The sequence below is a fragment of the Pseudomonas sp. S30_BP2TU TE3576 genome (assembly GCF_050436025.1).
GTDB lineage: Bacteria > Pseudomonadota > Gammaproteobacteria > Pseudomonadales > Pseudomonadaceae > Aquipseudomonas.
Window position 1 is genome coordinate 2,213,722 of sequence record NZ_JBNDLK010000001.1, and the last position, 22,652, is coordinate 2,236,373.

The following is a 22,652-nucleotide window of genomic DNA, read 5'->3' on the forward strand; positions in this document are numbered from 1 at the left end:
GCAGTCTGTCGGTCACTTTAGTGGTGACTGGCATACCGTCATCGCGAGCAAGCTCGCTCCCACAATTGATCGGAGTCGCTCATGGACCTCACCCGAACCCTGATCATCGGTAATTCCGGCTCCGGCAAGAGCTGGCTGGCACAACGGCTGGCGGAACGCTTGCAACTGCCCTGGACCGATCTTGACCGGATTCACTGGCTGTCCGACGAACACAGCATCCCCCGCCCCCGAAATGAAGCGTTGGGAATGGCGCGGATCGCAGCCGATGAAGAGCGCTGGGTGATCGAAGGGGGTTACGGCTGGATCGTCAGGGAAATCCTCCACCGGGCTACGGCGTTGATCTGGCTGTGTATCAATGACGTCGATTGCGTCGCCAATATTCGCCGGCGGGAAGCCAACGATGACGAACGATTGATTGCATTGCTGGAGTGGGCTGATAGCTATCGAACGCGTGATGACCCCAGTGGCTTTGCGGCCCATCGGCACCTGTTCGAAGGGTTTACCGGTTCAAAGATTCAGCTGATGGATCGGACGGAAATCACGGATTTTTTCAGTGCAACGCAAAGTACCGGTTAACCACAGTGTCTGATCCTTTCAAATCGGATCTGGACTACACCACTTGCGGAAACGTCCCGAAGAGGTTTCGACGATACTCAGGACAAACGTTGATGCGTCATCTGCACAGCGACCACTCGGAGGTATCGCCTTGTCATTCTGTACTCATTTCTGTACGTTCTTTGCATCGAGTGAGGACTACGACATGCAAACCATCAACTACACCACTGCACGCGCGCACTTGGCGGAAACCATGGATCGGGTCAACGAAGATCGTACCCCATTGCTGATTACCCGCCAGAAAGGCGAGCCGGTGGTGATGATGTCACTGGCCGAATACAACGCCCTAGAAGAGACCGCCTACCTGCTCCGTTCCCCCGCCAATGCCGAACGCCTGATCAAATCAATCGGCAATCTGCGGGCGGGGAAAACTCAAGCCAGGCAACTCATTGAAGAATGAAAATCGAGTTCACTCCTGAAGGCTGGGACGACTACCTTTGGTTTCAGCAAAACGATAAGGCCGGGCTCAAACGAATCAACTTGCTGATTAAGGCAATCCAGCGCGAACCGTTCCGGGGCCTGGGAAAACCAGAGCCCCTCAAACACAATCTGAGCGGCTGCTGGTCGCGACGGATTACTGCTGAACATCGCTTGGTCTACTCAGTCGAGGATGGTGAAGTATGCGTCGTGTTGTGCAGATACCACTACTGAGCTGCCCCCCAGGCCGCCCTTACAATCCCGCTCACCCCTCTGACAATCATCTCCACTTCCCGCTCATCAATCGTCAGCGGCGGCAGCAGGCGAATGGTTTTGCCCCGTGTGACGTTGATCAGCAAACCGTGATCCCGGGCAGCGATCAGGCTTAGGTCGCGGATCGGTTGCTTGAGTTCGATGCCAATCATCAGCCCCTGACCACGGATCGCCATTACGTTCGGGTGGCCCGCCAATTCTGTGCGCAATCTTTCGAGCAGGCGCTCCCCCTGAAGCCGGGCGTTTTCCAGCAGCCCTTGTTCTTCAATGATCTCCAGCACGGTGCATCCGACCCGGCAAGCCAGCGGATTACCGCCGAAGGTGCTGCCATGGCTGCCCGGCGTAAAGAGTTCGGCCGCCTTGCCACGGGCCAGGCAGGCGCCGATGGGTACGCCGTTGCCCAGGCCTTTGGCCAGGGTCATGACGTCCGGGACGATGCCTTCGTGCTGGAACGCAAACCATTGGCCGGTGCGGCCGATACCGGTCTGGATTTCATCGAGCATCAACAGCCATGAGCGCCGGTTGCACAGTTCGCGCACAGCCTTGAGATAGCCCGGTGGCGCCAGTTGCACGCCGCTTTCGCCCTGGATCGGCTCCATCAAAACCGCCACGATCCGCGAGCCATGGGCTTGTTGCACCTTGTCCAGCGCATCAAGGTCGCCGAACGGCACTTTGACGAAATCCCCCGGCAGCTTGTTGAAACCCAGGCGCACCGCCGGGCCATCACTGGCCGACAACGTGCCGAGGGTGCGGCCGTGGAACGCGTTCTCCATGACCACCACCAGCGGCTGCTCGATGCCTTTGTGCCAGCCATGCAGCCTGGCGATTTTCAGTGCGGTTTCGTTGGCTTCGGCCCCGGAGTTGTTGAAAAACGCCCGGTCCATGCCCGCCAGGCGGGTAAGTTTCTGCGCCAGCCGTTGCTGCCAATCGATGCTGTAGAGATTCGACGTGTGCAACAGCAACCCGGCCTGCTCAGTAATGGCGGCAACGATTTTCGGGTGGGAGTGGCCGACGTTGGTCACCGCCACACCGGCGACCGCATCCAGGTATTCGCGACCGGCCTGATCCCACAGGCGAGTGCCCAGGCCCTTGTTGAAACTCAGGGCCAGGGGTTGGTAAGTGCTCATCAGGCAGGCGGCGGTCATGACATCAAGCTCCAGCAGGGGTCGGTGTTTTTGCAGTATGGTTAGCAACTTGAGCTGGATAAACGCTGAAAACCTTCAATCATTTTAAAGCCGAGCTTGATAATGGATTTGTTCCAGGCAATGACCGTTTACGTGAAAGTGGTGGAGACCGGCAGCATGACCGCCGCCGCATTGCAGTGTGAAATGTCCACGACCATGGTCGGCAATCACCTCAAGGCCCTGGAGCAACGGCTGGGTGTGCGCCTGCTCAACCGCACGACGCGGCGCCAGCGGCTGACCGAGTTCGGTGCCGCGTATTACCAGCGTTGCCTGGAAGTGTTGGGGTTGGTGGCCGATTCCGAGCGACTGGCCGAACAGGCGCTCGACGAACCGAGCGGTATCTTGCGTATCACCGCGCCCTTGACCTTCGGCACCGAACGTCTGGCACCGGCACTGAGTGAGTTCAGCCGGCAAAACCCGCGGGTGAAACTCGACATAGTACTGACCAACCGGCGCCCGGATCTGCTGGAAAACGGCCTGGATGTGGCGTTTCGCCTCGGCGCACTGGAGCCCTCCAACCTGATCGCCCGCCCGCTGATCGACTACACCCTGACCATGTGCGCGTCACCGGAATATCTGGCCCGTCGGGGCACACCGCAAACACCGGAAGACCTGCGGCTCCACGATTGCCTGTCCTTTGCCTATCCGGCCGGCGATGACTGGCAATCGGTGCAAAAGGAATGGCGCCTGGCCGGGCCCGATGGCGAAGTCAGCGTGGGGGTCGGCGGGCCGATGCTGATCAACAGTTCGGCCGGACTGCATCAGGCAGCGCGAACCGGCATGGGCATCGTGATGATGCCCGACGCCCTGGTCGAGCAGGACCTCAAGGACGGAAAGCTGCTGGCCTTGATGCCCGATTACTGCCCGCCCAGTCGGCCGATGCACCTGGTCTATGCCCAGGATCGCCACCGTTTGCCGAAACTGCGGCGTTTCGTCGAATTCGCTGTACAGAGGTGGGGCAAGCACCCGTTGGCCGAATAGACCCTGCACGAGTCAGTGGCAGGGTTGTCCATCTCCCATTCACTTACATCCCCGACTTCACCAACACCGGTTGCTCCTGATAACGATTCGGGTACAACTGCTTGAGCTGCGCCACCTTCGGCAAGTCATTGATCACGATGTACGGATAGGTCGGATGTTCGGTCAGGAAATCCTGATGTTCCTCCTCCGCCGGATAGAAACCATTGAAAGTTTCCAGCTTGGTCACGATCGGTTTATCGAACGAATGCGCGGCGTCGAGCTGGGCGATGTAAGCCTGCGCGACCCGCTGCTGCTCAGCGCTTTTGGTGAAGATCGCCGAGCGATACTGGGTGCCGCTGTCCGGCCCCTGACGGTTGAGTTCGGTCGGGTTGTGCGCCACCGAAAAGTAGATTTGCAGCAAGGTGCCATAACTGACTTGAGCTGGATCGAAGGTGATTTCGACCGATTCCGCATGGCCAGTATTGCCGTCGCTGACACGTTCGTAATGCGCGGTGTTGGCTGCCCCGCCTGCGTAGCCGGAGACGGCATTCTTCACGCCTTTGACATGCTGGAATACACCTTGAACGCCCCAGAAGCAGCCACCGGCGAACACCGCGGTTTCGCTGCGGGCCTGGGTGCTTTCGTCGAGGGTCGGCGGTGGAATGATCACCGCCTCTTCGGCACCGCCGAACGAGAAAGCCGAGCATTGGCTGATGATGCCGGCAGCCGCCAGCCCCAGCAGGGTACGGCGCCAGCTAAAGAGGTTTTTCATGGGGCGAACTCCTGAATCGTTGAAAAGTTATCAGCCGAACGTGAAGGCGTAAGCCGACGCACCCGGGTCAAGAAACTCGATACTGAAGGTCCGGTCGCTCACGCCGCCGTTTTGCCGCACCAGTTGATACAAGCGCTGCTCGGTTACGGTGCCGCTGCCATCCGGAGCCACGTCCATGCCGTGGTCATCGCCCGGCGCCTGGCCGTCGATCAACACCTTGAAGCGCACCGGTTTGCCATCGGCGCCAGGGCCGAGCACCAAATGCAAATCACGGGCATGGAAGCGATAGACGATGCGACTGGCCGGTGCGCTGGCGGTGGCCCGTTCCGGACCGACATGCCACTGCCCGCCCAGGCTCCAGTCGTTGAGGGCCAGTTGCGCCGGCGGGTTGTAGGCCGCGACTTTGTCCGGTACCAACGCGGTTTCCGGCACGAAATGCTCCGCGCGCTGGTAGCCGACATAGGTTTCCGGCGACTGCACGGCGTTGTTGTCCGGGGCCATTTGCACGCCATCGGCCTTGGCATCGATCAGCCCGTCCGCAACTTTTGCAGCGCCTGCCTCACGCAGCAATTGCTGGATGACTCGCTCCGATTCGGCGTACTCGCCTTCACCGAAGTGGTGATAACGAATGCGTCCCCGGGCGTCGGCAAAGTAATGCGCCGGCCAGTACTCGTTGTTGAAGGCGCGCCAGATCTTGAATTCGTTATCGATGGCCACCGGGTAGTTGATGCCCAGGTCTTTCATGGCTTTGGTGACGTTGTTGACATCGCGCTCGAAGGCAAACTCGGGCGCATGCACGCCGATCACCACCAGCCCCTGATCGCGATACTTCTCGGCCCAGGCTTTCACATAGGGCAGTGAACGCAGGCAGTTGATGCAGGAGTAGGTCCAGAAATCCACCAGCACGACCTTGCCTTTCAATGCCTGGGCATCGAGAGGTGGCGAGTTGAGCCATTGCACGGCGCCATCCAGAGGCGGCAGGTTGCCTTCGACCGGCAAGGTGCCAGGGGTTTTGTCAGCTACTTGCACCGCGCCCTCGGAGGCCGCGTTCTGCGCGATCATCGCCCCGCTGTTACGCGGCAATTTGCCGGACAGTTTCTCCACCAAGGCTTGCTCGATTCCACCGGTAGATGCCGTGGAAAACCGGGCCAGAATCCCCGTATCCAACCCCAGGGCAATCGCCGCTACACCGGCCAGCATTGCGCCGCCCAAGCCGCGACGAACCCATTCGCCGGCGCCAATCGAGCGCTTCATCGCCGTGAAAACCTTGCCCCCCAACAGCAATGCCAGCGCAAGGGAGGTAGCCGCCCCGGCCGCATAGGCCAGCAACAGCAACGTGGTCTGGATGCTCGCACCCTGCAGCGCCGCACCGGTCAACAGCAAACCCAGGATCGGCCCGGCACAGGGCGCCCACAGTAATCCCGTGGCAACGCCGATCAGAAACGAAGCGCCAGGACGCGGCCGCGAATCGGCCCCCGCCACTTCGGACAGGCGACTGCCCGCCGCCACCAATGGCCGGGTCAGGCGCTCGGCCAATTGCGGCAGCAATAGCGTCAGACCGAACAGCGTCACAAACGCCAGTGCCAGCCAGCGGCCGTACTGATTGAGCTGCACCACCCAGCCACCGCCCACCGCCGCCAGCGTGGCGACCAGCGCGAAAGTCAGCGCCATCCCTGCCAGTAGCGGCAATCCGCTTTTGACGAACGGTTGCCCGGTGCGGGCGAAGACAAACGGCAACACCGGCAGAATGCACGGGCTGACAATCGTCAGCACACCACCGAGATAAGCGAGGACCAGCAGCCACATGGCGATTACCTGCAAAAAGTGAGTGGAAAGGAATCACACCGTCTTCGGCACGAACTTCATCGCCAGGCCGTTCATGCAGTAACGCAGGCCGGTGGGTTTCGGGCCGTCATCGAACACATGCCCCAAATGCCCGCCACAGCGTCGGCAGTGAACTTCCTCGCGGACCATGCCGAACGTACGGTCCTGGCGGGTGGCCACGGCCTTGTCCAGCGGCGCCCAGAAACTCGGCCAGCCGGTACGACTGTCGAACTTGGTTGCCGAGGAAAACAACGGCAGATCACAACCGGCACACACGAACGTGCCGTCACGGTGCTCGTTGTTCAGCGGGCTGCTGTAGGCCCGTTCGGTGCCTTCTTCGCGAAGGATGTCGTACTGCTCGTCGCTCAGGATCCTGTGCCATTCACTGTCACTGTGGGTCACTTCGAACTCCTCGGCCGCACTGGCCTCGCTGATCAATGCCGTGCCTGTGGAAAACTTCGGCAACAGGCCGATCGCCAGGGCTACTACCCCCAGCCCGCTGCTTGCTAGAAGAAATTGCCGTCGTGAAAACATGCGCGTCTCCAAAAAAACCAAGGGAGTTTCATGGAACACAGCCTAGGCTTTGGGTGATCGCCAAATCCTCACGGGAAGTTAAACAATTCGTGATAACTCAGCCCCCGAAAAACCCGCACAATGAATAACGCCAACCTTGAACACTGCTATTCCTGTGGGAGCGAGCTTGCTCGCGAAGGCGGAGTGTCAGTCGATGGTGATACTGGCTGACCTGACGCTTTCGCGAGCAAGCCCGCTCCCTCAGGTTTTGCACCTTGACCGAGCGGCAATGCGCCCACTGCACCGAAGGATTGAGCTGGATGGAACAGACCAAACGAGTCCTCGTGGTCGAGGACGACCTGCACATCGCCGACCTTATCTGCCTGCATCTGCGTGACGAGCAGTTCGAGGTAGTGCACAGCGCCGATGGCGATGAAGGCATGCGCCTGCTGCAGCAAGGCAACTGGGATGCGTTAATCCTCGACCTGATGCTGCCCGGTGTCGACGGCCTGGAAATCTGCCGCCGCGCCCGGGCCATGGCCCGCTACACGCCGATCATCATCACCAGCGCGCGCTCCAGCGAAGTGCACCGGATCCTCGGCCTCGAACTGGGTGCCGACGACTATCTGGCCAAACCCTTTTCCATGCTCGAACTGGTGGCCCGGGTCAAAGCGCTGCTGCGCCGGGTCGATGCCATGGCGCGCAACCTGAAGATGGACGCCGGCAGCCTGCTCACCGACGGCCTGGCCATCGACCCGATCACCCGCGAAGTGTCCCTCGACGGCCGTCGCCTCGATCTCACGCCCCGGGAGTTCGACTTGCTGTATTTCTTCGCCCGCCAGCCCGGCAAGGTGTTTTCGCGCATGGACCTGCTCAACGCCGTGTGGGGCTACAGCCACGAAGGCTATGAGCACACGGTCAACACCCACATCAACCGTCTGCGCGCCAAGATCGAGGCCGATCCGGCGCAACCGGTGCGCATCCTCACGGTCTGGGGCCGCGGCTACAAATTCGCCACCGGTGAGGAGCCGCAGCCATGAGGCTGACCCTGACGCAACGCCTGTCCCTGGTGTTCGCCGTGCTGCTGCTGGTGTGCTGCGGCACGTCGGCGTGGTTGCAGGTGCGCTCAAACCAGATGCATGAGCAGGAAGTGGTGCAAGGCTTGTCCCGTGACCTGGCGCAGCACATCGCCCGTGATACGGTGCTGATGGACACCCAGGGCCTGATGCCCAATGCCGTGCGCGATCTGTTCAGCAAACTGATGCAGGTCAACCCGAGCGTCGAGGTGTATCTGCTCGACACCGCGGGCAAGATTGTCGGCAGCGCCGCGCCTGAGGGCCGGATCCATCGTGACCGGGTCGACCTGGCACCGATCCAGCGCCTGCTGCGGGGCGATGCCCTGCCGATTCTCGGCGACGACCCGCGCAGCGTCGATGCGCGCAAGGTGTTCAGCGCCGCACCATTGAAGGTCGACGGCAAACCGGCCGGTTACCTCTACGTGGTGTTGCTCGGCGAGGACCACGACCGCCTGGCCGAACGCGGCGCGACCAGTGCGGCGCTCAATACCGCGCTGCTGTCCATCGGGCTGGTAGCCCTGTTGTGCCTGATCGCTGGTCTCACCGCGTTTGCCCTGATCACCCGGCCGTTGCGCCGCTTGACCGAAACCGTCAGCCAGTTCGACATCGATGGCGTTCCGGTCATGCCAGCCCCGCCCGTCGCGGTGGAAAAAGCCGCCAGCCACGATGAAATCGCCGTGCTCGATGCGGCGTTCCGGCAGATGCAGGCACGCCTTGGCGAACAATGGCGTTCGTTGACCCGCCAGGATCAGGAGCGCCGCGAACTGGTGGCGAACATCTCCCACGACTTGCGCACGCCGCTGGCCTCGTTGCACGGTTATCTGGAAACCCTGTCGCTCAAGGACGCTACGCTGTCCCCTGCCGACCGCCGTCGTTATCTCGGCATCGCGCTGGACCAGAGCCGCAAGGTCGGCGGTCTGGCGCAATCGCTGCTGGAACTGGTGCGGCTGGAGCACGGCTTCGTGCAACCGGTGCTGGAACGTTTTTCCCTGACCGACCTGGCCCAGGACATCTTCCAGAAATTCGAACTCACCGCCGAGGCGCGCCAGGTCGAACTCAAGGCCACGTTCGCGCCGAACGTCTCGGCGGCCTGCGCGGATCTCGGGTTGATCGAGCGGGTGCTGACCAACCTGTTCGACAATGCCCTGCGCCATACCCCGCCGGGTGGCGAGGTCGAACTGGGCCTGCGCCCGCAAGGTTCGTACATCGAAGTCACGGTCAGTGATACCGGCCCCGGCATCGCCCCGGAACTGCGCGAAGGTTTGTTTTTGCGCCCGTTCAATATCGGCGGCGCAAGGCGCGATGGCGGGTTGGGGCTGCGGATCGTGCATCGGATCCTGCAATTGCATGGGCGCGAAATTCAGTTGATCGATGTGCCGGGACGTGGCGCGACCTTTCGTTTTTCGTTGCCGATCGATGAAGAGACAGCGTCGGCGTTGGCGGTGCGGTCGATGAACCTGAATACACCGCGACAGGCCTGACAGACCGCGGCGCCTGCTTCGCGAGCAAGCCCGCTCCCACATTTGGAATGCATTCCCCTGTGGGAGCGGGCTTGCTCGCGAAGAGGCCAGCTCAAACAACACAGGATCTGGATCAGTCGCGATACCCCGGCGCCACTCGATCCAGCATTCGCAACAACGCCGCCCACGCCAATTGCATGGCATCCGGATCACTCAGCTGCCCATCCTCCAACGGCCGCCCCGGATCATTGAACTGCCGCTCAGTGTGCGCGCAGACGTCATGCGACGGCAGAACAACTTCACCGGCAGCCTGCGCAGCCAATTGAATGTCGCAGGCCTTTTCCAGGTAATACATACGCAGGAACGCCTGCCCTACCGTCTCGCCCACCGTCAGCAAGCCATGGTTACGCAACATCAACACCGGCTTGTCGCCCATGTCCGCCACCAGCCGTTGTTGCTCACTCAAGTCCAGCGCTACGCCTTCGTAATCGTGATAAGCGACGCGACCGTAGAACTCCATGGAAATCTGATTGACCGGCAACAACCCGCACTTCAACGCCGCCACCGCGCACCCGGATTTGGTGTGGGTGTGCAGCACGCATTGCGCATCGTCACGGGCACCGTGGATGGCGCTGTGAATCACGAAACCGGCCGGATTGACCGGGTACGGCGACGGCTCCACCGCGTGGCCATTGAGGTCGATCTTGACCAGATTGGACGCGCTGATCTCGTCGAACATCAGCCCGTACGGGTTGATCAGAAAGTGATGCTCCGGCCCCGGAATGCGCACCGAGATGTGGGTGAAGATCAAATCGGTCATGCGAAAGTGCGCAATCAAGCGGTAGCAGGCCGCCAATTCTTCACGCAAACGTTGCTCTGTCGATGTCATGCCACGGTGACCTCTTTCACGGTGCTCTCTTTTACGCTGCAGTCTTTCACGGTGCAATCTTCCAGCCCTTGCCCCAAGGCCTCCCAGCCATCGAAGCCACGGCGAGCGATAAATACCAGGCGTGTTGCGTTGGCCCGGGCGTCATCCAGTGCCGGCAGAAACTGACTGCGCGTGCCGACATGTTGCAGCCAGTGCGCCGTGCTGCCCGGTGTCAGCAGCACCAGGCCTTTGACCCGGAATACATCACTGGGCAGCGCCCTCAACCAGCCGCGCAAGCACTCGACGTCGAGGGCCGCGTTGCTCTGCCACAACCAGCTGCTGAACATCTCGCCATGATCGCCGTCGGACACCCGAGTCAGCGGTTTCTGTGCCCGAGGCTCAAGGTCCAGGTCGGTATCCAGCCACAGTGCATCGGGCAACTCGGCCTGTACACTTTCATGCACGCGAGTCCTGGCGCCCAGTGCATCGCGCAACGCTTGCAGCTGTGATTCGTCGACCAGGTCGGTCTTGTTCAACAGCAACAAGTCGGCAGCCGCCACCTGCGCCCGAGCCAGGCGTGCGTACTCACCATCAAGTTGCAGATGACGGGTGGCGTCGACCACGGTGATGACCATGTCCAGTTGCATCTGGCTGCGCAGTTGCGGGTAGGCCAGGGTTTGCACGATGCGCTGCGGGTCGGACACACCGCTGCACTCGATGACGATGCGCTCCAACCTTGGTTCAAGCTGCGCCAGGCTGGCGAGTTGCGCCAGCAGGTCTTCCTGCACCGTGCAGCAGATGCAGCCGTTTTGCAGGCTGTACACGGCGTCGGTGACTTCGGAAACGATGGCCGCATCGATGTTCAGCTCGCCGAAATCGTTGACGATCACCGCCAGCCGACTGCCTTCGGCACGGCGCACCATACGGTTGAGCAAAGTGGTTTTACCGGCGCCGAGAAAACCCGACACCACAGTCACGGCGATACGTGGGGAAGTCATTCTGCCTTGCCCTCCAGCACCGGTGGTTCGCCCTGCCAGACGGCTTTGAGGCCGACGGTTTCCAGCGTTGAATGGCGGTCGTAGACCAGTTGCCCTTCAACGAAGGTCAGCAGCACCTGGGTCTTGTGAATGTAGTTGCGCGCCGGGGCGGCGAACAAATCTCGGTCGATGACGATCAGGTCCGCCGACTTGCCCACTTGCAGGCTGCCGGTGCTGTGCTCCAGGCCCATAGCCACGGCGCCGTTGCTGGTGATCACGGTCAGCGCCTGTTCGAGGCTGATCGGGTCACCGAAGCAGGCCGGGTCGTCGTTCCACGGGTTCTGCCGGGTGATCATGGTTTCCAGCGCCAGCCACGGGTCGATGGACGCCACCGGCCAGTCAGTGCCCATCACCGCTGTACCACCGGCGGCGAGCACACCTTTGAAGTCGTAGATGCGTTTGAGTCGCTCCTGACCGTAGCCGGAACGTGCGCCGCTGGCGAACGGCGTCGGGTACCAGGCGGCCGGGGAAAATTCGGCGATGACATTCAGTTCCTTGAAGCGCGGCAGGTTGCCGGGGTGCAGCAAGGTGCTGTGGGCGCACTGGTGGCGCACACCGCTGAAACCGTTGCGACGACGGGCCTCGGCCACGGCATCGAGGAACACGTCGGAGGCGCCGTCACCGGTGCAGTGGGCGATCACGCAGATGCCCTTGCGGTCCATGTCCACCACCATGTCGGTGATGTGTTCCGGGGTCAGGTTGAGCTTGCCGCGCCAGCTCGATTCCTGCGGCCACGGGGTCAGCAGGTACGAAGACTTCGGCTCGACCGTGCCGTCGAAGTGGAACTTCACCGCGTTGGCGCTCAGGCGCGCGCTGCGGTAGTAGTGACGCTCGCCGGCCAGCAGCTCCCAGCGGCGACGCACCGGGAAGATGTCGTCCTGCCAACTGATCGCCGCTTCGATGCGCACCGTCAGTTCGCCGCTGTCGTCCAGTTCCTTGAGGGCCTGCAAACGCTGTTCGCAGACGTGCACATATTTGCTCGCCGTGACGCCACGCGAGCTCTGGAAGTGCACGCCATCGCGATAGGCGCGGCGCAACACGCTGACCGGCGTCGGTGGCATGGCCGCGTGGATCATCGCGTAGGCACCGTCGATCATCAGGCCGGTGGGTTCGCCGGTCAGTTCGTCACGTTCGAAATAACCGTTGCGCGGGTCGGACGTGTGGCGGTCGATGCCCGCCAGTTCCAGGGCCTTGGAGTTGACCATCATGGTGCCCCACATACGGTCGAGCAGCGCCACCGGACGGTCCGGCATCACGCTGTCGAGCCACTCGCGGCCCGGCGTCAAACCCGCCTCGCGGAAGGTGTAGCGCACCCAGTATTGGCCGTAGATCCAGCCGTCGCCGGGATGGCTGTCGGCATAGGCGAGGATGCTTTCACGCAGCTGTTCCGGGGTCGGGTCTTCGATGCCGACGTCGAGGTCATCGGCGTAGCGCGGTGCCAACGCGAGGTCGGGATGCGTGTGCATGTCGTGCAGGCCCGGCATGCAGAATGCGCCTTGCAGGTCGTGCACGCGGGTGTTCGGGCCCTTGAACATCTCGATCTGGCCAAGGCTGGCCACTGCGATCAACTTGCCGTCGCGGATGGCCACGGCCTCCGCCCACGGGTTGGCCGGGTCCTGGGTGTAGATACGACCGTTGGCGAGGATCAGGTCGGCGTAGGTCCCCTGCACGGAATGGGTAGAGGAGAAGTTATCGGACTCAGCCATGTAAGCCACCTTTGAGTTCAGGGAGATTGAAAGGTCCACCGGGCGTTGTGCGTGTCGGCGACCTGAAAAATTGTTGTTGTTTTACTCAGCCAGAAACGTTGTGGCGTCGACCTCGATCATCACCGGTTCATGGCAATTGCCGAGTTGCCCGAGCAACTCGCGCAAGCCGTGCAGATGGCTCACCCGGTGATGGGGCACGTGGCAGCTCTGTGCCAGCGCAGCGAAGTCCGGCGTGAGGATGTCCACCCCCAGCAACGGCACCGCCTTGGCATTCATGTAGTCGCGGATTTCGCCGTAGCTGCTGTTGTTCCACAGCAGCAGGATCACGCCGGCGCCGGCCTCTTTGGCGGCGATCAGTTCGGCGCTGGAAAACTGCAAGCCGCCATCGCCGACCAACGCCACCACCGGGCGCAGTGGTCGGGCCAGCTTGGCGCCGATGGCGGCGGGCAAACCGTAGCCGAGGGTGCCGTAGCCGCTGCCGGCGTTGAACCAGCTATTGGGGGTTGGCGCACGGTAGCCGAGGGCGCCCTGGTAAACCGGTTGAGTCGAATCACCGACGATCAGCGGTTGCGGCAAGTGATCACGAACCGTATCGAGCAAGGCTTGCATACGGCTCTGTTGCGCGTTCCAGCCAGCCCGTTCGATGGCGTTGACCCGGCTCACCCGCTCGCTCGCCCAGCCGGCAATAGCCTGGCGCTGTGGCAGTCGCGCCAGCAGCGAACACAAGCCCTGCCCGGCATCACCGAGCAATCCGACCGTAGCTGTTTGCACACCGAGCACTTGCATCGGGTCGATGTCCAGACGAATCAGCGGCGCTTTGAACGCCAGTGGACCGAGGCCGAAAAAGTCATAGTCGGTTTCACCCAGTTCGGTGCCGACAGCCAACACCACGTCGGCCTCGGCGAACAGTTCGCGACCATGGGCCGATGACTGCACACCGTCGAGCAGCAAAGGATGTTCGGGCGCCAGTAAACCACGGGCGTTGGTGGTCAACGCCACAGGGGCCTGAAGACGCTCGGCGAGCGCGGTCAGGACTTCAGCAGCCCGGCGCGCCCCGCCACCGGCGAGGATCAATGGACGCTTCGCGTTGCTGATCAGGGCCACCGCAGCATCAATGGCTTCCGGCGCCGGGGCAGGCGCTGCCGGTAACGGACGCGGGCGCAGGTCCAGACCTTCGGCAGACATTTCCAGCACATCCAGCGGAATCTCGATGTGCACCGGCCGCGGCCGCGTACAGCCAAACAGGGCAAACGCCCGCGCCAGTACTTCCGGCAATTGCGCCGGGTGCTGCAACGTATGGCTGAAAGCGCAGACCCCGGCGACCAGCGCGCGCTGATCCGGCAGTTCATGCAAGTGACCATGGCCCAGGCGCAGGTGGTCGCGACGGTTGCAGGTGGAGATCACCAGCATCGGCACCGAATCCGCATAGGCCTGGCCCATGGCAGTGATGATGTTGGTCATGCCGGGACCGCTGATGATGAAGCACACCCCGGGCTTGCCGCTGGCCCGGGCATAACCGTCAGCCATGAACCCGGCGCCCTGCTCGTGGCGCGGGCTGACGTGCTTCAGGCGGCTGCCGTGCAAGCCGCGATACAACTCGACGGTGTGCACCCCGGGAATGCCGAAGACGGTTTCAACGCCATAGCCTTCCAGCAACTGAACGAGCGCCTGGGCACAACGGGGCATGCAGCACCTCCTGGATAAAGGGCCACGGTGGCCCAACGACGAATGGGGCTAGTATTGTTGAATCAACCGATACAACAATCGATTTTTTTTGGCCTGACTGTTCGATTTACATCACCATATGAGCCACTCAAAACAATAACGGGATGATTTGTGCGTTTTCCTTCGATGACAGCCCTTCGCGCGCTGGATGCGGTTGCCCGCACAGGCAGCGTGTCGATCGCAGCCCGTGAACTGAACCTGACCCGCAGCGCCATCAGCCACCAGATCAGCAAGCTTGAGGAATGTGTCGGTTTCGCCCTGACCGAGCGCATTGGCCGGGGCATCGGCCTGACGTATCAAGGCGAACGCTATGCGCGGGAAGTGCACGGGATTCTGTTGAACCTGCTGGATGCCGGGCAGTTGGTCGATGATCAGGAGATTTCGGGCCGGTTGTGCGTCAGTTGCGCGCCGGGGTTCGCCACCTATTGGTTGTGTCACCACATCGGTGCGTTCCTGCGCCAGTACCCGCAAGTGCAATTGCAGCTGATCTCGCCGCGGACACCGGACGACACCAACAACCCCAACACCGATCTGTTCATTGCCTACGGCATCGGCGACTGGCCGGAAATGGTCGTTGAAGAGATTGTGGCGCTGCGCTTTTTCCCGGTGTGCAGCCCGCGTCTGATCAACGCATTGAGCGGGCTGAAAAACCCGCAGGAACTCAGTGCCTACCCGCTGCTGCACATGACCGACTATTCGGACTGGCGCGTGTGGCTGACTGCTGCCGGTGCTTCAGGGGTCAACGCAATGAGCGGCATTCTGTTTTCCGATGCGCATTGTGCACAGTCCGCCTGCATTGCCGGCCAGGGCATTGCGATTGGCGACAACCTGATCAGCGGCGATGCCTTGTCCAAGGGTTTGCTGGTGCGCCCGTTCGACATCAGCATCGACCTGCACCGTGGCTATTACCTGGTCGCCGACCCACAAAAAGCCGAGCGTGCAGTGGTCCAGGCCTTCAGCAACTGGGTCAAGACGCAACTGCAGTCGTCCCACCAGACCTGGCAAGACACCCTGTAAAACACACCAAATTCCCCTGTGGGAGCGGGCTTGCTCGCGAAAGCGGTGTGCCACTCACCAAAAAAGTTGAATGTGACGCCGCTTTCGCGAGCAAGCCCGCTCCCACAGGGATTTAGTTGTCACGTAATTGAGCAATAAAACTAACCAATACGAGCAAAATAATTCCATTGATGTAGCGATATTTTTAACAATAATAAGCTTCAAAGCCCGTTTCGGATTCGCATCCGTCCTCGTACGTCATACGGGCAATAAAAAGAGGAACTCCATAGTGTCCAGCCGTTCAGCGATTCAGCTCAGCGCTCAAGGTATCAGCCAGTATTACGGCCGTTTCGCGGCGCTGGATAACGTCGATCTCGACGTTCGCCAAGGCGAATTTCTTACCCTGCTGGGTCCGTCCGGTTCGGGCAAGACCACCTTGCTGATGATCCTTGCCGGTTTCCTCAGCCCGACCTCGGGCAAGTTGATGGAACAAGGCGTCGACATCATCAAGCGCTCCGCCGAGAAGCGGAACTACGGCATGGTGTTCCAGGGTTATGCGCTGTTCCCGCACATGAGCGTGGCCGACAACGTGGCCTACCCGCTGCGTATCCGCAAAGTCGCGGCGGAGGAACGCAATCGCCGGGTCAAGCACATCCTTGAAGTGGTCGGCCTCGGTGCGCACATGCACAAGAAGCCCGCCGAGATGTCCGGCGGCCAGCAGCAGCGTGTGGCGATTGCCCGGGCGCTGGTGTTCGAGCCGGAACTGTTGTTGCTCGACGAGCCGCTGTCGGCGCTGGACAAGAACCTGCGCGAACAGCTGCAAACCGAGCTACAACGCATCCACCGTCAGGTCGGCACCAGTTTCGTGTTCGTCACCCACGACCAGAACGAAGCCCTGGCGCTGTCCTCGCGTATCGCGATTTTTAACCACGGCAAGCTGACTCAGGTCGACACCCCGGAGAACATCTACAACCGCCCCGAGAGTCGTTTCGTCGCCGAGTTCCTGGGCAAGATGAACCTGTTCCCGCTGGACAACCTGACCCGCAACGGCCAGACCGCCAGCGGCCGTTGCGGCACCAGCGTATTGCACGCCCAGGCGCCGAACGCACTGAGCCAGGCGCCGATCGTGCTGGCCGTGCGCCCGGAGCACATGGAACTGCACAGCGAGTGCCCGACCCGGGACGGCTACAACGTGATGCCCGCACAACTCACCGACAAGGTCTATCAAGGTTCCAGTACCCATCTGGCGCTCAAGGTCGGCGGCGATACGTTGCCGATCAACCTGTCCGTACCCGGCAATCACCCGGGCGCGTCGATGACCAGCGGTGCGCCGGTGTGGCTGAGCTGGCCGGTGCAGCAAAGCTTCCTGCTACAAGCCTGAACCCAAAAAAACCGCGTCACAAAGCTCTCTTCCAATGACAACAAAAAGGCCGGTGTCCACGCAGACACCCGCCAACTGAGGACTTGCCCATGCGCCAGGATCACCAACAAGACTGCATCGAAGTGCTTATCGAAAAGGCTCGCGACGGTCAGATCAACCGTCGCACCTTCATCCAGGCCATGGGCCTGCTGGCTGCGGTGCCGCTGGCGCTGCGCAGCGGTATCAGCTGGTCGGCGGACAAGCCGCTGGTGGTGGTCAACTGGGGTGGCGATGCCCTCAACGCGTTCCGTTCGGCGTGGACCGACACCTTCACCAAAAACACTGGCATCCAGGTGCGCATCGACGGTGCCGGCCCGACCGAAGGCGCAATCCGCTCGCAGCTGGCCAGCGGTCAACCGAGCTGGGACGTGGTCGACGTCGAGAGCTACAGCGCCATCGTGCTGGGCCGGGAAAAGATCCTGCAGCCGCTGGACTACAACGTGATCAAGCGCGATCAAGTGGCCCCGGCGCTCTCCTCCGATTTCGGCATCGCCAGCTACCAGTTCAGCTATGTCATGGCCTGGGACAGCGCAAAATTCGGCGACAACGGGCCGAAGACCTGGGCCGATTTCTGGGACGTGAAGAAATTCCCCGGCAAGCGCACGCTGTACAAATGGATGAACGGCATGCTCGAAGCGGCGCTGCTGGCCGACGGCGTTCCGGCCGATCAGTTGTACCCGCTGGACGTGCCGAGGGCGATGAAGAAGATCGACGAGATCAAGCCTCACGTCCTGTCGTTCTGGAGCTCGGGTGCCGAGAGCCAGCAATTGATGGTCGACGGCGAAGTGTCGGTGGGCGCGATCTGGCACACCCGCGCCAAACTGCTCAGCGAAGACACCGACAACCGCGTGCGCTGGAGCTTCGACAACGGTTTCATCAACTCCAGCAGTTGGGCCGTGCTGAACGGCAACCCGGGCGGCACTCAACCGACCATGCAGTTCATCCAGCAAGCCTTGCAACCCGAAGGCCAGCTCAAGCTGTTTGAATTGCTGGGCAACGGCCCGTCGAACAGCGCCACGGAAAAACTGATGTCGGCCAAGCAACTGGAAGGCAACTGCGCGTCCGAAGACAACCTGAAAAAACAGATCGCTCTCAATGCCCAGTGGTACGCCGACAACTACTCCAAAGCCCTGGAAGAGTATCTGACGCGGCTGTCCAAGTGAGCCATTGACCATGACTACGACCCTGACCTCAACGCTGACCACCCCCAAGCCCCGCTTCAGTTCGCCGGGGCTGGAGCGCAGCATGCTGCTGTTCCCGCTGCCGGTGTTGCTGCTGGTCTTCTACGTGCTGCCGTTTCTCGGTGTGGTCGGCTGGAGCTTCTCGCTGCCCACTCCGGGCATCGAGCAGTACCAGCGCATCGCCACGGACCCGGCAATCCACGAGATGCTCTGGCGCACCTTGCGCCTGTGCATGACGGTCAGTTGCCTGGCCCTGGTGATCGGTTATCTGCTGGCCTACTGCTGGGTGTTCAGCCCGCCGTTCTGGCAGCGGGTGGTGGAGATCTGCATCTTCATCCCGTTCTGGATTTCGGTGCTGGTACGGGCCTTTGGCTGGTTGATCGCCCTGCGCAGCAACGGTGTGCTCAATAACGGTTTGATGGACATGGGCCTGATCGATCAGCCGCTGCAACTGAGCCGCAATGAAATCGGGGTGGTCATCGGCATGCTCCACGTGATGATCCCGTACGCGGTGTTCCCGCTGCTGTCGACCATGCGCCAACTGGATCAGCGTGTGCTCATGGCCTCGCGCGGCCTCGGTGCCGGTGCCTTGCGCACCTTCTGGCAAGTGCTGCTGCCGCAGACCCTGCCGGGCATTCTGGGCGCGTTCATCATGGTCTTCGTGTTCTGCCTGGGCTTCTTCATCACCCCGGTGCTGTTGGGTGGCGGGCAAACGGTGATGATCGCCGAGTACGTGTTCCTGCAAATGTTCCAGACCAGCAACTGGGGCCTGGGCGCGGCACTGAGCGTGGTGTTGCTGGCCCTGGTCAGCGCGCTGATCTGGGTGCTGTTGAAAATGACCCGCGTCAACCGACTGGTAGGCTGAGATCACTATGAATACCCATCGCACAAGCCTGAGTACGCGGCTGTTGGCCGTGGTCGCCATGGCCTTCATGCTGTTCCCGCTGCTGACGGTCATCCCGGTGTCGTTCACCAGCAAACGCTTTCTGTCGATGCCCGAAGGCAACTGGTCGCTGCGTCACTACGAGGCGCTGGTCAGCAACCCTGACTGGTTCCACGCCATCAGCCAGAGCCTGACCATCGCCTTCGCCACCAGCGTCATCGCCACGTTGCTGGCGACGAGTTTCAGCCTCGGCATCTGGTACATGCGCTCCAAATGGGCCACGGTGCTGATTGGCCTGGTGCTGTTGCCAATGGCGATTCCGCCGGTGATTTCCGCGCTGGTGCTGTACTTCATGGAAACCAAGCTCGGTCGCTTCGCGCCGGGCATGGGCTACGACACCCTGACCGGGGTGGTGATTGCCCACGTGATCATGGTGGTGCCGTACGGCGTGGTGACCATGCTGGTTGCGTTGAGTCAGATTGACCGGCGCATCGAACTGGCCTCGCGCAACCTCGGTGCCAGCCTGATGCAGACCACGTTCATGGTGATCCTGCCGAACCTGAAGTTGGGTCTGGCCTCCACCGCGCTGTTGGGTTTCGCCCTGTCCTGGGAAGAAGTGGCGGTGACTCTGTTCATCACCAGCGTCAACGTCGACACCCTGCCCAAACGCATCTGGAGCGGCTTGCGCGATAACGTCGACCCAAGCGTCGCGGCGATTTCGGTGTTGCTGATCAGCCTGACCTTGCTGGTATTGATCGGCCGGTTGGTGGTTCAGCATCTGGCGGATAAACGAGCGCGCAAGCTATTGCACCCATAGTCTAGTCGCGTCATTTCTCTCGGTAATCAGAAAGCCCCGCTTCGTCATGGTCGCGGGGCTTTTTTGTGGGAGCGAGCTTGCTCGCGATGAGGGAGTGTCAGCCAACATCAAGGGGCCTGCCAGATTGCCATCGCGAGCAAGCTCGCTCCCACAGGGATCCGGGTTGACCGAAGAATCTGTGGTCAACCCTCTACAAAGCGAAATCATGACCAGCCGCCTGTTGATCCGTGACAACTACGCCCCGGTCCAATAGATTAGTCGGCCTGAAAAAGCCCCCGGGCTTTCTCGCCCCTATTCAAGTTCAAAGAAGTAGTGAAATTTCAATGTCCGATTCCAATACCGCTGAATCCGTAGTCACCTTGTCGTCCAAAGCGGAATACGAAAACTCCATCAATCTTTCACAACACGTGCCCCAGGCCAAAACCATCAGTGAGATGGTGCTGGACGCTTTCCAGTCAACTCGTGAAAGCGACCAGATTCGCGAACTGCGCGCCGCGATCCGCCAGGCCCACGACAGCTTCGATGACGACAAGGCCTATGAACTGATGGGCCAGCTCAAGCAGCTCAAGGACGCCGAAGCAGCGGACATCGCTGCCCTGGAAGACCTGAGCAGCAAATTCCCGATCAGCCGCATCCTCTCCAGTTTCAAGGACGATCCGGCGTTCCAGGAAATCGTCTACGGCCTGGCCCTGAAGGTGCTGAACCAGACCCACCAGGCCATCAGCAACCCGAGCGGCGGCAAGAGCAAGGCCGCCAAGGCCAAGAAAGAAATCGAAGTGTTCACCATCAGCAAGGACGGCATCAGCGTCACCCTGCCGCTGCGCACGCCGCGCTCGCGCCTGAACGTCGACCGTGAAGCCCTGGAATTCCTCGGTTTCACCTTCGTCGGCGAAGGCGATGAGGCGGAACTGGAAAGCGAGACGTTCCTGGACAACAGCGGCGCCGAGCAGGCGGTCAATCGCAAGAACATCATCACTGCCCTGCAACAGCAGACGGCGTTCGACGGCTACAGCATCGCCGCGCAGTAAGGCGCCCCATCCTGATCTGTGGTGAGAGGACTGCCTGTGGCGACGGGGCTTGCCCCCGTTCGGCGGCGAAGCCGTCGTAAAACCAGCGAATGCGGTTTTCCTGCGATAACTCAAATAGCTTGATTGGGGTGGCTGCGCCACCCAACGGGGGCAAGCCCCCTCGCCACAAGTGACTCAGCCCCCCTTAAAAGCCCCGCCATCCGTGCGGGGCTTTTTATTGCCCGTGATTCGGGCAAAACCGCGATTACTCTTCCAGTATCGACGCCAGAACACCACTTCCCTTCACCCATGAGCACCACGGGTCCTCCTGCGGGGAGCGTCAACTCACTTTCCAGCCCAGACCTCAGTGGTGCAACTGCCGAGGTCATCATGAACACGCCCCCCTTGTATCGCCAGCTGGCCAACCACTACCTGGACGCAATCCGCAGCGGCACCTTGAAAACCGGTGAGCGCTTGCCCTCGATCCGATTGATGATGGAAAAACACGCCGTCAGCCTGTCAACCGCCGTACAGGTGTGCCGGGAGCTGGAAGACTATGGCGTGCTGGAGGCCCGGCCACGCTCCGGCAACTACATTCGCCAACCCGACACCGTGCCCAAGCCCACCCCGACGGCCTTGGCAGCAGCACTGGATACCAGCGTTTATGTCGGCATTCACGAACAGGTGTCTGCGGTGCTCAAGGCCAGTCAGCGCGCGACGATCAAGGTCAACTTCGCCAGCGCCTACTGCGCGCCTGAGCTTTATCCGCTGAAGACCTTGCAGGACAACATGATCAAATCCCTACGCTACGACGCCCGCCTGCTCGGCACCGCGGGCTCAACCTGTGGCAGCAGCGCATTGCGCAACATCCTGGCCCGGCGGGCACTGGCCAGCAAGACCCACCTGGCCCCCGAGCGGATCGTGATCACCAACGGCGCCACCGAAGCGATCAATCTGGCCTTGCGTGCGGTCACCCGCCCCGGCGACACCGTGGCCGTGGAGTCGCCGACTTTCTACGGCCTGCTGCAAATCCTCGAAAGCCTGAACCTGCGGGTGCTGGAAGTCCCGGCCTCGGCCCATACCGGGCTCAATCTGCAGGCCCTGCAACGGCTGCTGCAAGGCCCCGAGCGGGTCAAGGCATTGATCGTGGTTCCCAACCTGCAAAATCCGCTTGGCAGCATCATGCCGGACGCCAACAAGGCACGGCTGGTCAATCTGTGTGCCGAGCACAACACCGTACTGATCGAGGACGACACCTACGGCGACCTGGTGGACACCGAGCAACCGTTGTCCACCCTCAAACACTGGGACCGTACCGACAATGTGATTTATTGCGCCTCACTGAACAAAACCCTGGCACCGGGCATGCGCCTGGGCTGGATCTGCGCCGGCAAATGGCACGACCGCGTGGAGATGCTCAAGCATACGCAGTCCCGGAGTTGCGAAGCGCTATCGCAATTGGCGGTCAGCGAATTCATGCGCACACCGTCCTACGAACGTTACCTGCGCCGTTTACGTAAAACACTGACCGTACAACGCGCACAGATGAGCACGGCGATTACCCGCTATTTCCCCATCGGCACCAGTGTGACCCACCCCCAGGGCGGCACGCTGTTATGGGTGGAATTGCCTCGCCGGTATTCATCCATGGCGTTTTTTCACGAGGCGCTGAAGGTCGGTATCCAGATTTCCCCTGGGGATATCTTTTCCAATGCCAAGCGTTTCGATCACTTTGTGCGCATTGGCTGTGGCGCACCGTATTCGCCGCGGATTGATGAGGCTGTAGAGACCTTGGGGCGCATCCTCAAGAATCAGGGCTAACAACCCTCTGTGGGAGCGGGCTTGCTCGCGAAAGCGCTGTGTCAGACACATCAATGTTGAATGTGCTGGCGCCTTCGCGAGCAAGCCCGCTCCCACA

At 61.3% G+C, this 22,652-nt stretch carries 21 protein-coding genes; 13 read left to right on the plus strand and 8 right to left on the minus strand.

All coding sequences use genetic code 11. The annotated features are described in order from the left end of the window. The first annotated feature begins 81 nt into the window (after positions 1-81). The 3 genes from ABIA48_RS10045 (at position 82) to ABIA48_RS10055 (ending at position 1,266) form a co-directional block, all read left to right on the plus strand. The gene (locus ABIA48_RS10045; RefSeq protein WP_429488335.1) at positions 82-576 is read left to right on the plus strand and encodes an adenylate kinase; all 495 of its coding nucleotides are present in this window, start codon (positions 82-84) and stop codon (positions 574-576) included. Positions 577-760: 184 nt separating this feature from the next. Next, positions 761-1,015, plus strand: coding sequence for a type II toxin-antitoxin system Phd/YefM family antitoxin (locus ABIA48_RS10050; protein WP_429488337.1), 255 nt, complete (start codon positions 761-763; stop codon positions 1,013-1,015). Next, positions 1,012-1,266: a Txe/YoeB family addiction module toxin gene (locus ABIA48_RS10055; protein WP_429488339.1), complete on the plus strand. Its 255-nt coding sequence runs from the start codon at positions 1,012-1,014 to the stop codon at positions 1,264-1,266. Before ABIA48_RS10050 ends, ABIA48_RS10055 begins: the two co-directional genes overlap by 4 nt. Here ABIA48_RS10055 and ABIA48_RS10060 read toward each other — a convergent pair. Further along, entirely contained in the window at positions 1,260-2,450 is a 1,191-nt protein-coding gene (locus ABIA48_RS10060) for an acetylornithine transaminase (RefSeq protein WP_429488341.1), read from the minus strand. The two genes, ABIA48_RS10055 and ABIA48_RS10060, sit on opposite strands and share 7 nt — an antisense overlap. A gap of 102 nt (positions 2,451-2,552) precedes the next feature. Between ABIA48_RS10060 and ABIA48_RS10065 the strand changes: the two genes are divergently transcribed. Further along, positions 2,553-3,470, plus strand: a complete 918-nt coding sequence (locus tag ABIA48_RS10065; protein ID WP_429488343.1) for a LysR family transcriptional regulator — start codon at positions 2,553-2,555, stop codon at positions 3,468-3,470. Positions 3,471-3,513: 43 nt separating this feature from the next. Here ABIA48_RS10065 and msrA read toward each other — a convergent pair whose 3' ends face one another. From msrA to msrB, 3 genes are read right to left on the minus strand one after another with little or no spacing between them, the layout of a single operon-like run. Beyond that, positions 3,514-4,221 (minus strand): peptide-methionine (S)-S-oxide reductase MsrA, encoded by a 708-nt coding sequence (gene msrA / locus ABIA48_RS10070; RefSeq protein WP_429488345.1) that lies wholly within the window; start codon positions 4,219-4,221, stop codon positions 3,514-3,516. A 30-nt stretch (positions 4,222-4,251) separates the two neighbouring features. Next, a complete protein-coding gene (locus ABIA48_RS10075; protein ID WP_429488347.1) occupies positions 4,252-6,027 on the minus strand; it encodes a cytochrome c biogenesis protein DipZ in 1,776 nt (591 codons plus the stop codon). 33 nt (positions 6,028-6,060) lie between these two features. Beyond that, entirely contained in the window at positions 6,061-6,579 is a 519-nt protein-coding gene (gene msrB, locus ABIA48_RS10080) for a peptide-methionine (R)-S-oxide reductase MsrB (protein ID WP_429488349.1), read from the minus strand. Positions 6,580-6,878: 299 nt separating this feature from the next. Here msrB and ABIA48_RS10085 point away from each other — a divergent pair, with 299 nt between their 5' ends. Together ABIA48_RS10085 and ABIA48_RS10090 are read left to right on the plus strand one after the other, a co-directional pair. Continuing rightward, on the plus strand, positions 6,879-7,598 hold the full coding sequence (locus ABIA48_RS10085) for a response regulator transcription factor (protein WP_085714630.1): 720 nt from the start codon (positions 6,879-6,881) through the stop codon (positions 7,596-7,598). Beyond that, complete coding sequence (locus ABIA48_RS10090; RefSeq protein WP_429488351.1) at positions 7,595-9,115, plus strand: HAMP domain-containing sensor histidine kinase; 1,521 nt, start codon at positions 7,595-7,597, stop codon at positions 9,113-9,115. The genes ABIA48_RS10085 and ABIA48_RS10090 overlap by 4 nt, the downstream gene beginning before the upstream one ends. Positions 9,116-9,227: 112 nt before the next feature. Here the strand turns inward: ABIA48_RS10090 and ABIA48_RS10095 are convergent, their stop codons facing one another. The 4 genes from ABIA48_RS10095 to ABIA48_RS10110 all read right to left on the minus strand — a co-directional run bounded on the left by ABIA48_RS10095 (position 9,228) and on the right by ABIA48_RS10110 (position 14,391). Beyond that, positions 9,228-9,983, minus strand: a complete 756-nt coding sequence (locus tag ABIA48_RS10095; protein WP_429488353.1) for a class II aldolase/adducin family protein — start codon at positions 9,981-9,983, stop codon at positions 9,228-9,230. After that, positions 9,980-10,960, minus strand: a complete 981-nt coding sequence (locus ABIA48_RS10100; protein ID WP_429488355.1) for a CobW family GTP-binding protein — start codon at positions 10,958-10,960, stop codon at positions 9,980-9,982. The genes ABIA48_RS10095 and ABIA48_RS10100 overlap by 4 nt, the downstream gene beginning before the upstream one ends. After that, entirely contained in the window at positions 10,957-12,705 is a 1,749-nt protein-coding gene (locus ABIA48_RS10105) for an amidohydrolase (RefSeq protein WP_429488357.1), read from the minus strand. Before ABIA48_RS10105 ends, ABIA48_RS10100 begins: the two co-directional genes overlap by 4 nt. A gap of 81 nt (positions 12,706-12,786) precedes the next feature. Next, positions 12,787-14,391: a 5-guanidino-2-oxopentanoate decarboxylase gene (locus ABIA48_RS10110; protein ID WP_429488359.1), complete on the minus strand. Its 1,605-nt coding sequence runs from the start codon at positions 14,389-14,391 to the stop codon at positions 12,787-12,789. Between the two features lie 150 nt (positions 14,392-14,541). Between ABIA48_RS10110 and ABIA48_RS10115 the strand changes: the two genes are divergently transcribed. The 7 genes from ABIA48_RS10115 to ABIA48_RS10145 all read left to right on the plus strand — a co-directional run bounded on the left by ABIA48_RS10115 (position 14,542) and on the right by ABIA48_RS10145 (position 22,555). Further along, positions 14,542-15,447: a LysR substrate-binding domain-containing protein gene (locus ABIA48_RS10115; protein WP_007984195.1), complete on the plus strand. Its 906-nt coding sequence runs from the start codon at positions 14,542-14,544 to the stop codon at positions 15,445-15,447. A 268-nt stretch (positions 15,448-15,715) separates the two neighbouring features. After that, a complete protein-coding gene (locus ABIA48_RS10120) occupies positions 15,716-16,807 on the plus strand; it encodes an ABC transporter ATP-binding protein (protein WP_429488362.1) in 1,092 nt (363 codons plus the stop codon). Between the two features lie 89 nt (positions 16,808-16,896). Beyond that, on the plus strand, positions 16,897-18,009 hold the full coding sequence (locus ABIA48_RS10125) for an ABC transporter substrate-binding protein (RefSeq protein WP_007984193.1): 1,113 nt from the start codon (positions 16,897-16,899) through the stop codon (positions 18,007-18,009). A 10-nt stretch (positions 18,010-18,019) separates the two neighbouring features. After that, positions 18,020-18,892, plus strand: coding sequence for an ABC transporter permease (locus tag ABIA48_RS10130; RefSeq protein WP_007984192.1), 873 nt, complete (start codon positions 18,020-18,022; stop codon positions 18,890-18,892). Between the two features lie 7 nt (positions 18,893-18,899). After that, positions 18,900-19,727 (plus strand): ABC transporter permease, encoded by an 828-nt coding sequence (locus tag ABIA48_RS10135; protein ID WP_429488365.1) that lies wholly within the window; start codon positions 18,900-18,902, stop codon positions 19,725-19,727. A 323-nt stretch (positions 19,728-20,050) separates the two neighbouring features. Further along, positions 20,051-20,755, plus strand: a complete 705-nt coding sequence (locus tag ABIA48_RS10140) for a hypothetical protein (RefSeq protein WP_108229062.1) — start codon at positions 20,051-20,053, stop codon at positions 20,753-20,755. A 369-nt stretch (positions 20,756-21,124) separates the two neighbouring features. Then, positions 21,125-22,555 (plus strand): PLP-dependent aminotransferase family protein, encoded by a 1,431-nt coding sequence (locus tag ABIA48_RS10145; RefSeq protein WP_429488367.1) that lies wholly within the window; start codon positions 21,125-21,127, stop codon positions 22,553-22,555. Positions 22,556-22,652 lie beyond the last annotated feature (97 nt).